Source organism: Streptomyces sp. NPDC001890 (assembly GCF_042891445.1).
GTDB lineage: Bacteria > Actinomycetota > Actinomycetes > Streptomycetales > Streptomycetaceae > Streptomyces.
On record NZ_JBIATE010000004.1, the window covers coordinates 253113 to 266179 of the forward strand.

The window sequence follows — 13067 nt, forward strand, 5'->3', positions numbered from 1 at the left end:
CGATCCGGTCAGGGAGACAAGTTGAAGAAGGCAGCAGATGTACTGACAGAACTGTCGCGGCCGTCAAACGTCGCGACTCACTCCAGCATGGCGCTCGTCGGCAGCGTGGACGCGGCGGGCGCCGATGAGGACAAGAAGAGGCAGGAAAAAGAACTCGGCGCCCTACGCCGCAAGCCGAAGCTCCAGGCCATCCCCACAAAGGAAATCGGCTCCTTCCAGCTGGCCTCCTGGGATGTGCTCCACACGCTGGCCCGAGCAGTGGCTCTCGCCCGGCGAGGCGCGGGACGTGGACTCGCCGAGCACTGGGGAAGCCTGAAGTACAGCCAAGCGTTGACCGGGGGCTCGGACGTCTACATGAAGCTCTCAGCCGAAGGCCGCGAGAACGCGGACTACTACAAGGCGCTGCAGTCGGACGAACTCGGGATCGGCTTCGGTCTTGCGTTGGCAAAGCAGGTTCTGACCCGTCGCTACCCGCAGCACATGGTGTCGATCATCCCGGCCGACACAGCCCTGCGGGCAGGCTGGGCCTTGACCAGCAGAGACAAGGGCCCTCGAGCTGGCTATCGGTACCGTCCGCGGTTCCTCGCCGAGGTTTGGAAGCCCGGCGAGCCGTCCCGCGTCTTCCCGATCGAGACCAAGGGGAACCACAGCAACGCTGCGACGTCTCACGATCAGCTAGCCTCTGCCTCCGCCCACGTGGAGGCATTACACATCGGCTCATGGAACGAGACACCGAGCCTCGTATTCAGTACGGAGCTCCCCGTGGAGGGCCCTCTCACCATCCACGCCCTGCATTCCGCCGGAAGGGACGGCCGGTTGAACCACTCGGCGGAGAACGCCGGTAGGAACCTCAACTATCTCGTCGAGGACGAGAACTTCTTCCCCGGTATCCAGCCATCCACCGAAGGCGACAGAGCTCCCCAGAAGCAGCCCGGCTTCCACGTAACGCCGGAGCGCCGCCCATGGTTCGGGCATGTCCTCGCACGCACAGCAGCCGCCGGATTGACCGCCTTCGCCGGGGACGGCGCGGCAACCGTCCAGTACCTCACCAAGCGGCAGGGCAGCCGTCATTTCACCGGCTTCGCACACGCGGCCGCAGGAAGTGTTCAGGATGCGCACGAAGAACTCCTCGGCATCCGGTTCGTTGGCACGGACCACGTTTTCCGACTGAACAGAACACGCGTCGAGGCGTTCTCCGGTGTCGCGGAAGGCCTCTTCCGCCACCTCGAAGGGGGCAAGGTGGAGCAGTATCGCCGCGAGGCCTACGCCCGCCGGGACACCTGGCCTGCCGACACATGGGACAGCAAGTGGCACGGCCCCGTCTCGATGAGCCCTGACGGATCTGTGCTTGCCATGAGAGTGCTGACCTGAGTCATCGTGAGCGGACGGGGTAACACGGAACCGCTCATGCAAGGACCACGGCCCGCACCGCCCCATGCTGACCAGGCAGAACACCACCACTCAAGACGACCGAGGCCCCCGGCAAGAATTCGACTCCACTCCTGAAGCGGGTGTCGCAGGTTCGAATCCTGCCGGGGGCACAGCAAAGTAGCAGGTCGGAGACCCTGGGGCCCTGGCGGGCGACAGGGTCTCCGGTTTCGGAGCACATATGGGTCCGCAATGCGGGCGGGAAACCCGACACGAAGTTTCGCGATGTGGATCCGGCCAGGCACCCGTTCCCGACCGGGATCCCGGCCAGGGAACAAACAGACTCAGCGACGCCTACTGTTCTTGATACCCCATGGAAGCCAGCCGGCGAGGGCCTGCAATGTCGCCGGGATGTCCTTCGGCTCAACCCTGCAGATCGCTGTCAGGCCGATGATGAGCAGCGCCAGGCCGACGGCGCCGAGGCCCCAGCCGCCTATAAGCGCCAAGCTCACGCCTGCGGTCAATAGCTGGGTCATTTCAGCCCTCATTTGCAACACACCGACCCGTTGCCGTCCTGGGTTCAGCCAGCCGTGTTCCAGGAGAGCTTCTACCGCCGAAGAGTGCATGGGCGGCCGCGGCTGCTTCAGCTTGCGCGTGACGGTCCAGCCAGTAGAGCGGCGGATAGTCATCATCCTCACTCTCAAATGCCGTCAATGCATTGAGGAAGGCAGTAGCCGTGTCCTGCGTCCGGCCCAAAGGGTTGCCGCTTGCATCGTTCCACCGCAAAGGCTGTAGGGCCCGGTCCAAGCCGGCCAGCATTCGCAGGACACGCCCGTCATGCGAATCAATCTCGGGCACCAATTGTCGCCGCTCAGCCTGAGCCCGGCCGATCACGTTCCACACTCGGTGCTCACCGTCGACGTTGCGGCCCAAAAGCCCCGCTAGATATGCACTGTCTTCAGCATCCGGCATGTCGGCCCTGGAGCGCTGTTGGAAAAGGTGCTGGTAGCGGGACAAGGTCTCCCGACTCAGGACTCCAGCGTTGAACGCGGCGATCGCCCGGTTGAGCAAGCCCAGATCATCCATCGCCAGTGACAACTGATACAAGCAGTGACCGAACCACTCCTTGTTATGTTCCTCGTCACCTTCCTTCACGACTTGATGGAGCCTGAGCACCACCTGAGCCACCGACTTGTGAACCTGCTCGCACAGCGGAGACGGCATGTAGAACAGCTCTTGCTTCGAAAGTGACAACCCCTCAAGGCGCGACGGACGGTCAGTCCGTGCACATTCCTCCTCAACGCGAAGAATCCGACGAATTCCGTGTCTACTCATGCCGTTCTCAACCACGTGGGCAGCGATCACTCCAGTGAGTCGCCCAAGGGTGTCCATCGCATCACTCGCCCGGTACATACACATTCTGGCCCAGCCGTGGCTTGCCCTGTCGGGTGCGGAGTAACGCAACACTTCTTGCAGAAAATCGACCGCTCCGACGACATTGACGTAGGTGGCTTGCCTGAGATACACGGGCATTGCTTCGCCATAGGCGCTGTTACGCATCACGCTGCCCTCTCAATACCCACCCAACCCGCGTGCGTCGGGCAGGCGTGATGAGAACACAGCTGACCGCAGTAGTCGCGATGACTGAACTTCCGGCTGTTCAAAGCGTCTAGGGCACGGGCCAAGACACAACCGCGGCCGTCGCCACGGCCTCGGGGGGGAGCTTATAACGATCGTCCCCAGTACGGGCATCCTATGGCTCGGCATTGCAGGCGTGTTGCGCACCAGCAGCGTTGAACTAAGGGGCCGCCACGTACAGTCGCGCCGGTGATCAGTCTTCCTGGCCACGGTGGAAGGCTGCTGGTTGTGCACCTTCCCTGGCCTGGGCGACGAATGTCCCGTCGGCAGGCACCTCTTCATCTTGGTATGCACAGGTCGGGACGGAGCAGAGGTCAACTGTGGCAAGGGCATGGGCGCCCGACTGGTTGCCGACTAGAGTCACTTCATCACTGTTGGTTATGGGGCCAGGACTTGGTGCATGCCTGCCACGTCGCTGGTGGGGAGGGCCTGTAGAGCATGAGCCGTCGCTCCAATGGGTTGGTCGGTGTCTGGGCTGAAGCACAGCGCCAACAGCAACGTCAACGAGAGGCGCAAGCCAGATACCAGCGGGATCAGGAGAGGCAACAACGCGCCTACCAGCGGGAGCTCGCGCGCAGCCACCGCGAGCAGAGGGCAGCCTACCGGGAGCAGCGCGAGGCGGAGGCCCGGCGGCGTACTGAGGAAATCGACGCGCGGGTCGAGTCGTTGCAGGGTCTGCTGGTGGCAGGGTGCCGGGCTCCGGCGTTCAGGGCCGACGCACTGGCTCGGGCGGAGCAGATCGAGGCGTTCTCTCCGGGACAGCTCGCGCACCCCATCCGCATGCCGGACCCGAACCAGTACCAGGCTCAGGGTGGTTGGACCGCCGCAAGGCGAGCTCAGGCACAGGCGGAGGCCCGGTCCAGGTTCGAGCATGACTGGCAGGCCGCACAGGCTGCGGAAGCACAACGTCAGCACCATTTGGCCACCTACCAGCTGCAGTACCAGCAATGGGCCGAAGCCCAGCTGGGCGAAATCCGTCAGCACAACGCCGGCATCGCAGAGATGACAATGGGGCTTCGCAACGGAGATCCCGAGGCCGCGGTGGAGTATTTCTCCGCCGCTCTCTACGCCTCGACCAGTTGGCCGGAAGACCTGCCCCGCCAGCTATCCGCAGCGTACGACTCCGGTGCGCGCCAGTTGGTACTGAACTGGGAGCTGCCCAAGTACGACGTCGTCCCGGAGGCGAAGTCGGTGCGCTACGTGATCAACGCCGATCAGGAGAAGGAGTCGCCCCGACCGGTCACGCAGCGCCGCGCCCTGTACCGGGACGTACTCGCGCAGTGTCTCCTGTTGGTTCTGCGTGATCTTTTCGCAGCCGATGAGTTCGGTGCGCTGGAATCGGTCGCGTTGAACGGGTTCGTGGACGATCACGACCCGATGACCGGCCGACGCGCACCCATGTTCCTCGGGACTGTCATGGCCCCTCGTTCGACTTTCGCCGAGCTGCATCTGGAACAGGTGAACGCTGTCAACTGCCTGGTGGACGGACTCCGGGGGCAACTCTCGTCGCGCCCCGATCAGTACGCCTCCGTACGGCCCGGCCGGGTTCCCGAAGACGTCGGTAACGGTGTCGTCACCCATGGAGGCGACGAAGATCCGGATCTGTACGAGATGGATCCCATCGCCTTCGAAGCGCTGGTCGCCGATCTGTTCCGGGCCATGGGCATGCAGGCCGTGACCACACAACGCTCGAACGACGGGGGCGTGGACGTCGAAGCGCTGGACCCGACCCCAATTCGTGGTGGCAAGATCGTCGTACAGGTCAAGCGCTACCGCAGCACCGTGCCCCCGACCGCCGTCCGCGACTTGTACGGCACCGTTCAGGGCGCCGGCGCCAACAAAGGTGTCCTGGTCACAACATCCGGATTCGGTCCCGGCTCACACACCTTTGCCAACGGCAAGCCCTTGGAACTGGTGGCAGGCGCCGAACTGGTCGACCTGCTGCACCGCCACGGGCTGCGCGGGCGACTGGGCAACGGCGAACGCTCGGTGCCCGCTCAGCGAACAGCGTCGGACAGCGAGACCAGCACGGACGACCACAACGTGCTGGGCATGTACTGGTCGGGCAACGTCGCCTTGGACGTGTGCGCGCTCGTCTGCCACGGCAACCGCGTCCTGGACGACGACCACTTCGTCTTCTTCAACAACTCCCGGACACCCGACGGCGCGGTCCGCGCGCTAGTCCCCGTCGCGCCGGACAGAGCCGCCATCCAAGTCTCCTTCGATGCCTTACCGACGCGCGCTGACCGTCTCGTCATCATCGCCGCGGTCGACCCAGTCGCCAACCCCGCGGCCGATCTGTCCGGCTTCACCGACGCCGGTATTCGGCTGCTGGACACCGAGAGAACTCCACTCGACCAGTTGGAAGTCTCCGACGGCCGCACCGGCGAAACCGCCCTCGTACTGGGGTCTTTCCGTCGCCGCGCGAACGGTGACTGGGAGTTCGTCAACGGAGGTAAGGGATACCGAGGCGGCTTGGAGGAACTGGTCCAGGAGTACGGCATCGATGTGGATTAGCGCCTCTGCCGACATGAGACCTCAAGCGGGGTACCGCTGGCCCTTCGTTTCTGTCACGAAGACCCGCAGCCGGCCGCCTGCCGAGTAGCCCCGGTTCAGAACGGATTCAGCACACATCAGGACGGGAATCCACGCGAACTCGTGAGAACCCGGGAGAGGAATTCTTCCAGGCGAGGCACCCTACGCCCGACAACTATGCAGGTCACAGCCTCGCCCCAAGAAAACTCCTAAAGCGGGTGTCGCAGGTTCGAATCCTGCCGGGGGCACCAGCCAGAAGGCCCCGGGCCGATCACGGTCCGGGGCCTTTGGCATCGGTCGCGCGGCGCTCCTCGCGGGCAGGGCCGGAGCCCACCCGCCTTGCTGGCCGGGGTGCGGCCCCTGATCACGCTCGGCCCGGAATGGGGCAGGCGGCCGGCCAGGCCCTTTCCGGCGGCCTCGTTTCGATGCAAGGCCACAGTGCCCGTTTCCAGTTCGGCCAACGCGGTGAAAGCTTCAGCCGCCTCGATCGCTCTCCGCCTTTTATCGAGAACGCGTGCTGCAATTGGGGCGACCTGCCCATCGGAGTGCACAGCCAATGGTCTGGGCTGTGCCCTTTCCGCCCATGTCCGCTGCCGCTTGCACGCCGCGGTAATCGGAAAAGAGATGGTGGAAATTTCCGCAATTGAGCTTTCCCGGCGCACACGCACGCGCACCGCATCGATGTCCCTGGTAGCGCTTGCGATCGCGAGTGCTGCGCTGGCCTCCCAGGCCCAGGCCCTGGCCATGCCGCTGGGCGTCAACGCCCGCCAGGCACCCGGAACTCCGGGGGTCCCGCAGGCCCCGGTCACGGTGTTCGCCGAAGGCTTCGAGAACGCGGGCGGGACTCCGGTCTTCCTGGAGGACTACGTCGGCGCTCCACCGCTCGACGAGACGTACACCGCCGACCCCTCGTGGCTCGACCACGGGCAGTGCAACGGCATCATCCTCAATCAGACCGGCGCTCTCCCGCCCGACTGCCCGGCGGTGCTGAAGGACCTGGCCAACGCACTGGGGCAGGTGGGCGGAACGAATCCGCCGTCCAACCACGTGGTCGCGGCCTACACCAACTGGGTGGCACCTGGCGCCGACCGGGTGGAGTTCCGGACCGAGCAGCCGATCACGATCGCGAAGCCGAACCGCTACATCACCTTCGCTGTGGACGCGGCCGCCGTGAATTGCGACCAGGCGAATCCACAGCTGAAGTTCTATCTGACCGGCAACGGGGCGGACATCCCCACCTTTGCCACCCCCATCAATCCCTGCACCGATCCCAACTCGAAATCCTACCCAGAAGGAAGCGGGTTGAAGGCCGGGACATTCGCCGGGAACAAAGCCGTTCTGTTCAACGAAAGCCAGCTGGGCATCAAGATGCTCAACGGGCAGGGCGAATGGTTCGGCAATGACCACGCATTCGACAACATCCGGATCCTGGATGCGACTCCGCAGCTGGACAAGGCGTTCAGTCCTGCCACGATCGACCGGCGTGGCACTTCGACACTGACCATGACGGTGACCAACACCACTGAACTGGCGGCGAAGGACGACTTCGGTTTCGAGGACCGTCTGCCCGCCGGGGTGAGGGTGGCTCCGCACCCGAACGCGTCGACGACCTGCGGCAACGGCACGGTGTCCGTGACAGCGAAGGGCACGCGCTTCGCGCTGAACGGCGGTGACCTGGCCGCCGGTGAGAAGTCCTGCACGGTCACGGTGGATGTCACCGCCGCCAGGCCGGGCACCTACGTCAACCGCCCCGAGGCGATCGCCGCGGTCGGTCTGGATCTCCCGGCCGCCGCGACCCTGACCGTCAACAGGAAGGCAGCGGCGGTGGGCACCGCGACGGGCTCGCCCGGTCTGCTCTCCGGCAATCTGGTGCAGGCCCCCGTGGAAATCCCGGTCAATGCCTGCGGCAACTCCGTGAACGTCATCGGAGCACTCAACCCGGCGCCGGGCAACGTCTGCGTCAACGGGTAGAGCGTGTCTCTTTGACGAGTGGGTCAACTGACCGGATGTGTCCCTGCTCGCCCTGGCGGAACCTGCCAGGGCGAGCAGGGGTCTTTCGGGTCGGCGGCACGGGAGGCTTCTCGCGCCCGCGCGTGGAGCGGCTGTTCCGCCTCCTCGATCCGGCGCGCCGTCCGGTCGTCGTCATGGGCGATGCCGCCTCAGTGGCCGGCCGAGCGGCCGGACGGGGCGCCTGACCGCACATGCTGGTCGCCCACGGAGTCCGCGTAGTAGACGGACTCGGCCACATGGAAGGCGAGCCGGCGGAAGGTCCACCCCGCTCCGGGCGACCGGTCGAGCTCGTCGGGCGTCAGGGCGTCCAGGCGGTTCGCCCAGATCCTGGCGAGGCGGGTGAGCCGGCTGCGGGCCTCGTCGAGGTCGGCTCCGGTGAAGGGGGCGAGGTCGGCCGCGGTGGTGGTCGCCGAGGCGTGCCAGTGGTCGGGCTGCGTCTCCTCGCCGGCGAGCCTGGCCTCCATCTCGGCGAGGTGGTCGACCATGTGGTCGGCGACGCGGCGGATCGCCTTGTGCGGGGTGTAGAGCCGGTCACCCGCGGGGACGGGGCGGCCGTCCCAGTCGGTCCAGGTCGCGGCGAGGGCCAGGACGTGGCCGACCATGGCCGTCAGGACCTGCGCGGGGTCGCGATCGTCCGTCGCCGGAGCCTCGTCAGGGACGGTGTCGGGGGTGGCGCCGGGGGCGGTGCCGGGGGTGGCGCCGGGAACGGTGTCGGGGGCGTCGGGAGCGGCGTCGGGAACAGTGAGTGCGTGGTTCGTGTCCGTCATGGCTCGACGCTAGATCGGCGACCCTTCGGCACCGGCCGAACTGTTTCAGCGCAGTTCCTCCGGGCACGGCGTGCCGGGCGGCAGCTGGTAGGGGGCGGCCAGCCGGTACACACCCGGCCGCGGTGCGAGCAGTTCCGTCCACTCGTCGCCGTCCGCGTCCTCCTCGGCCTTGAACAGACAGCCGTTGGTGTTGACGAAGGTCCGCGGCGTGCTCTCGTCCGTGCGCTGCTTGGACTCCTCGGTCTCCTGCGGCCGCTCCACGCTCCGGCCCTCGCTGTCGACCACGGCGAGCCAGGGCGAGTACGGGACGCGGATCAGGATCCGGCCCGGCGTCTTCACATGGATGGTCAGCTCGTCCGCGCCGGCCACGTCCACCGTGGCCGGCGGATCGGCCAGCGGCACCGGGCTGTCCACCTCGAAGAGGCGCCAGTTGGCGTCGGACCACACCGGCTTCAGATACGGCAGCCCCTTGTCGACCAGCTGCGCCTCCTGCACCGCCCCGCTGGCGTCCGGCCTCCCCTTGGGCAGCACCACGTAGTGCACCGCCCAGCGGTCGAGCCACTCGCGGTAATTGGCGCTGTTCAGGGTGTCGTCGTAGAAGAGCGGGTTGCGCTTCATGTCCGCCTGCCGGTTCCAGCCCCGGGCGAGGTTGACGTACGGCGCGAGTGCGGACGCCTCCCGGTGGCTGCTCGCGGGGACGATCTCGACCCTGCCCCGCTCGGCGCCGACCTGCTGGAGCTCGTTGACCAGCGGGGCCACCTCGCGCGCCGAGGAGGCGGTGGGGGCGGTACGGACGATGTCGTCGACGCCCTTGAAGCCGATCCAGAAGTTCAGCCCGGCGAACGCTACGACCAGCGCGTACCAGCGCCGGGAGCGCGGCGTGGTGTACGGCAGCGCGGCGAGGAGCACCACTCCGGCGAACAGCATCGCCATCCGCGTGATGTTCGAGCCGATCTGCGAGTCGATCACATAGGTCAGCAGCGTCCCGACGCCGTACACGGCGGCCGCGGTGCGGACCGTCTTCCAGTCGCGCGGCACGAGGACGAAGACGAGGACCGAGAAGAGGAACGGCAGCGAGAGCGTGGCGATCGACATCGGCTGCGTACCGGAGAACGGGAACAGCCACGCGGACAGCGCCACCACCGCGACCGGGGCCAGGCCCAGCGCGTACGCGCCGGGGCGCCGCTTGTTCAGGAACAGCGCGGCGGCGACCACGCCGAGGAACAGCCCGGCCACGGGGCTGCTCGCCGTCGCGAGCGCGGCGAGCGGCGCGGCGACGGCCGCCTTCGCCCACCTCTTGTACCGCCAGCGGTACGGCCAGCAGAACACCGCGGCCGTCGCGCCCACCGCGAACATCATGCCGAGCCCGAACGTCACCCGCCCCGACAGCGCGTTGCACAGATACGCGAACGCCCCGGCGAGCGAGCAGGCCAGCGGGTTGCGGACGGCCCGGACCCGGACCAGGATCAGCGCGGTCAGCGCCGCCGACACGGTCCCGACGACCATCATCGTCGTACGGACGCCGAGCACCGACATCAGATACGGCGAGACGACGCTGTACGAGACGGGGTGCATGCCCCCGTACCAGGCCAGGTTGTACGCGGTCCCGGGGTGCCGGCCGACGAACTCGGCCCAGGCGTCCTGGGCCGCGATGTCGCCGCCGCTGTTCGCGAGGAAGAAGAACCAGAGCAGGTGGGTGACGGCGGCGACGGCCGTCGTGATCGTCACCGGATGCCGCAGCAGCCGCTGGGTGCGGGCCCTGCGTGACGGGTCAGTGCGCGACGGGTCGGTGCATGACGGGTCGGTGCGCGACGGGTCGGTGCATGACGGGTCGGTGTGCGGCGGCCGGGAGGCTCCCGCGGCTGCCGCGGCCTCCCCGGCGGGCGCGGCCGCCGTTCGCGTGCTCCCGCGGCCGGTGCCGCCACTGCCCCCGATGTCGCTGCCCCTCGTGCCTGTGCTGTCGGCCGCCCCATGGCCGGGTCTCGGCTCCGCGGTGGTCACTACGGCTCTCCCCGTCTCCCCGAATCCGCCTGCCTCGTACCCCGTGCCCCGTGCATCCATGAGGACGCCGTCCCAGCGTCATCGAGTTGCCTCGGGACGCTAACACGTACGCAGTACAAAAGGGGGCGCCGGGATCGGCACCCCCTTTTGTCGTCGGCCGGTCAGCTGATCCGGGTCAGCTTGTCGCCGAAGGCCGGTTCGGTCAGATCGTTCTGCAGCGCTACGGGCACCTTCACCTGGCTGGTGCCCTCGCCCACGGTGAGCGTGCCCACGTGGGTGCCGGCCGCCGCCGAGTTCGGGATCGTCTTCCCGTCGTCGGTCAGCTCGATCCTGACCGTGAGGCCGGGCCAGCCGACCGCCGAGACGTCCTTGGTCGCGACCACGGGGACGCTGTTGCCGAAGCCGTCCGCGACGGTGCCGACGACATCGCCCTTCTTCACGACCTTGGCGCCCTCCAGCAGGTCCTGCGTCGCGAGCATCACTTCCTTGCTCACCGCGTTCACGGTGTCGATGATGGCCGGCTTGTGCTGGCCCAGTACGGCGCCGACGATCAGCTGGTCGGTGCCGCCGACCATCTTGTGGGCGGCGAAGAGCAGGTTCCCGCCGGCCTTGCTGGTGGAACCGGTCTTGATGCCGAGCGCACCGTTGTAAGGCACGAGGGTGTTGTAGTTCCGCCAGTTCTTGCCCGACGGGTCGGTCCACGACGGCAGCTTGGTGATGTCCATCAGAGCCGGGATCTCCACCAGCTTCTGCCCCAGCTTCACCTGGTCCTCGGCCGAGCTCACCGTGGTCGCGTTGAGTCCGGACGGGTCGGTGTACGTGGTGTTCTTCATGCCGAGCGACTTGGCGGTCTCGTTCATCTTCTTGACGAACGCTTCCTCGGACCCCGCGTCCCAGCGCGCCAGCAGCCTCGCGATGTTGTTCGCGGACGGGATCATTATGGCCGAGAGGGCCTCCTGCTCGGTGAGCTTGTCACCGGCCTTCACGGTGTTGAGGGTCGACTCGCCCTCGGCGTCCAGCTTGCCGTCGGACTCCGCCTTGGCGTCGATCTCGATGGACGGGCCCTTCTCGCCCCTCTTCAGCGGGTGGTCCTTGAGCACGATGTACGCGGTCATCGCCTTGGCCACACTGCCGATCGGCACGGCCTTCTGCTCGCCGAACGAATCCACCGGGCCCAGGCCGGTAGCGGCCATGTAGCCCTGGCCCTCGTCGGGCCACGGCAGGGTCGGCTTGCTGCCCTTGAAGGTGTACGTCTCCTTCGCCGACATCTGGAGCTCGGGCTCCGGGAGCGGGCGCACCATCTGCGCGATCGCAAAGGCGATCAGCAGGAGCAGCACCAGCGGGGTCCAGATCTTGACCCTGCGGACCGCGGTGCGGACCGGTGTCTCCGGCGGCGGAGGCGTGTTCGTCAGCTCGGCCAGCAGGTCGAGCGGCGGCTTCGGCGGCATGGGCTGCTGCGTGGTCCGCTCGGCGGTGGACAGCGAGGCGGGAGCCGGTGCGGCGGAGGCGGCGGGCGTCTCCGGCTTACGGGGCGCGGGCGTCGCCGGCCGTACGTCGTCCCCGCGCAGGGGCACGAACTTGCTGGTCCGCTCGGCGGCGGACTCGGGCTTCGGCTCGGTCGGGGGAATCTTCAGCGCGGTCGTCGGCTGGTCGACGTGAGGTGCGGTGGGCGCCCTGAAAATGGCGGTCGGCTGATCGATGCCGCCCTTGTCGTCGTCGGCGGTGCCTTCGGCGTCGTCGGCGGCTTCGTCGTCGGCCTTGTCCTCCTCGGCGGAGGAAGCCTTGTCGTCGGCGCCGACGGGCTCCTCGGTGTCATCGGCGTCATCGGCGTCATCGGCCTCGGCGGCGCCCGACGCGGTCGCCGTCTCCGGAGTTACGTCCTCCGCATCCGCGTCGTCCGCATCCGCTTCCTCCGAAGCGGCGGCCTTCACCTCGTCGTGCTCCGCGCTCTCCGCGCTCTCCGCGTCCTCGTCGCCGTCCTTCGACACCCAGGCGGCAACGGCCGCACGCAGCCGCGCGTCGCCCTTCCCGGAGCCTTCGTCGGAACCCTCCTCCGCCCCCTCCGCAGATCCCTCAGCGGCCTTCGCCGCGTCGTCCCGGTCACCGGACCCGTCACCGGACCTGTCAGCGCCCTCGGCCGCGTCCGGGCCCTCCGGCGCCTCAGCCACCTCGGCTTCGGCCGCGTCCGCGCCCTCCCGGGCGCCTTCCGCCTCGGCTTCCGCCACCTCCGCGTCCTCAGCCGCCTCGGCCGCCTCAGGCGCCTCAGCCGCCTCCTCCGGACCGTCGGCGCGCTTCGCGCCCTGCTCGGCCTCGCCGGCCTCCTCGGCGCTCACAGCGCCCTCAGCGCCCTCGGAGCCCGCATCCGCGTCCGTATCCGCGCTCGCCGACCGCGAACCGTCACCGGCCTCCGCAGCCTCACCGGCCTCACCGGCCTCACCGGCCTCGCCGTCCCCGGCGCTCTCGCCGTCACCGGACGGCATCGCCCGGAAGACCGCCGTGGCCGTGTCCGACTTGGCGCCCTCGGCGCCCTCGGCGCCCTTGGCGTCCTCGCCGGCCCCGGCGACCGCGTCCGTACGGAAGACCGCCGTGGCCGTGTCCGTCTCTCCGCTTCCGGCGGCCGCGTCATCGGCGGACGGTTCACGGAAGACGGCAAGCCGCGGATCGCTTTCGCTCCGAGCCGTACCCGACGACTTCTGCTGCTCCGACTTGTCGGGGGACTCGCCCGCCACCGATGCCTCCTCCATGCGG

Annotated in this window: 8 protein-coding genes and 1 tRNA gene; 4 read left to right on the forward strand and 5 right to left on the reverse strand. The window is 67.8% G+C overall.

What is annotated here, in order from left to right; all coding sequences use genetic code 11:
- Positions 1 to 21: 21 nt before the first annotated feature.
- Positions 22 to 1371, forward strand: coding sequence for a hypothetical protein (locus tag ACFYY1_RS15670; protein ID WP_388585165.1), 1350 nt, complete (start codon positions 22 to 24; stop codon positions 1369 to 1371).
- Positions 1372 to 1475: 104 nt separating this feature from the next.
- A tRNA-OTHER gene (locus ACFYY1_RS15675) sits at positions 1476 to 1541 on the forward strand.
- A 171-nt stretch (positions 1542 to 1712) separates the two neighbouring features.
- On the opposite strand, the gene ACFYY1_RS15680 is transcribed toward ACFYY1_RS15675, so the two are convergent.
- Positions 1713 to 1904, reverse strand: coding sequence for a hypothetical protein (locus ACFYY1_RS15680; protein WP_388585167.1), 192 nt, complete (start codon positions 1902 to 1904; stop codon positions 1713 to 1715).
- Between the two features lies 1 nt (position 1905).
- Positions 1906 to 2931 carry a hypothetical protein gene (locus ACFYY1_RS15685; RefSeq protein WP_388585170.1) on the reverse strand — a complete coding sequence of 342 codons (1026 nt, stop codon included), beginning with the start codon at positions 2929 to 2931 and terminating at the stop codon, positions 1906 to 1908.
- A gap of 513 nt (positions 2932 to 3444) precedes the next feature.
- Between ACFYY1_RS15685 and ACFYY1_RS15690 the strand changes: the two genes are divergently transcribed.
- Positions 3445 to 5523, forward strand: coding sequence for a restriction endonuclease (locus ACFYY1_RS15690; RefSeq protein ID WP_388585172.1), 2079 nt, complete (start codon positions 3445 to 3447; stop codon positions 5521 to 5523).
- Positions 5524 to 6138: 615 nt separating this feature from the next.
- On the forward strand, positions 6139 to 7512 hold the full coding sequence (locus ACFYY1_RS15695; protein WP_388585174.1) for a chaplin: 1374 nt from the start codon (positions 6139 to 6141) through the stop codon (positions 7510 to 7512).
- A gap of 188 nt (positions 7513 to 7700) precedes the next feature.
- On the opposite strand, the gene ACFYY1_RS15700 is transcribed toward ACFYY1_RS15695, so the two are convergent.
- The 3 genes from ACFYY1_RS15700 to ACFYY1_RS15710 all read right to left on the reverse strand — a co-directional run bounded on the left by ACFYY1_RS15700 (position 7701) and on the right by ACFYY1_RS15710 (position 13063).
- Entirely contained in the window at positions 7701 to 8318 is a 618-nt protein-coding gene (locus tag ACFYY1_RS15700; RefSeq protein ID WP_388585177.1) for a hypothetical protein, read from the reverse strand.
- 45 nt (positions 8319 to 8363) lie between these two features.
- Positions 8364 to 10319: an MFS transporter gene (locus tag ACFYY1_RS15705; protein ID WP_388585179.1), complete on the reverse strand. Its 1956-nt coding sequence runs from the start codon at positions 10317 to 10319 to the stop codon at positions 8364 to 8366.
- Between the two features lie 161 nt (positions 10320 to 10480).
- Positions 10481 to 13063, reverse strand: coding sequence for a D-alanyl-D-alanine carboxypeptidase (locus ACFYY1_RS15710; RefSeq protein WP_388585182.1), 2583 nt, complete (start codon positions 13061 to 13063; stop codon positions 10481 to 10483).
- Positions 13064 to 13067 lie beyond the last annotated feature (4 nt).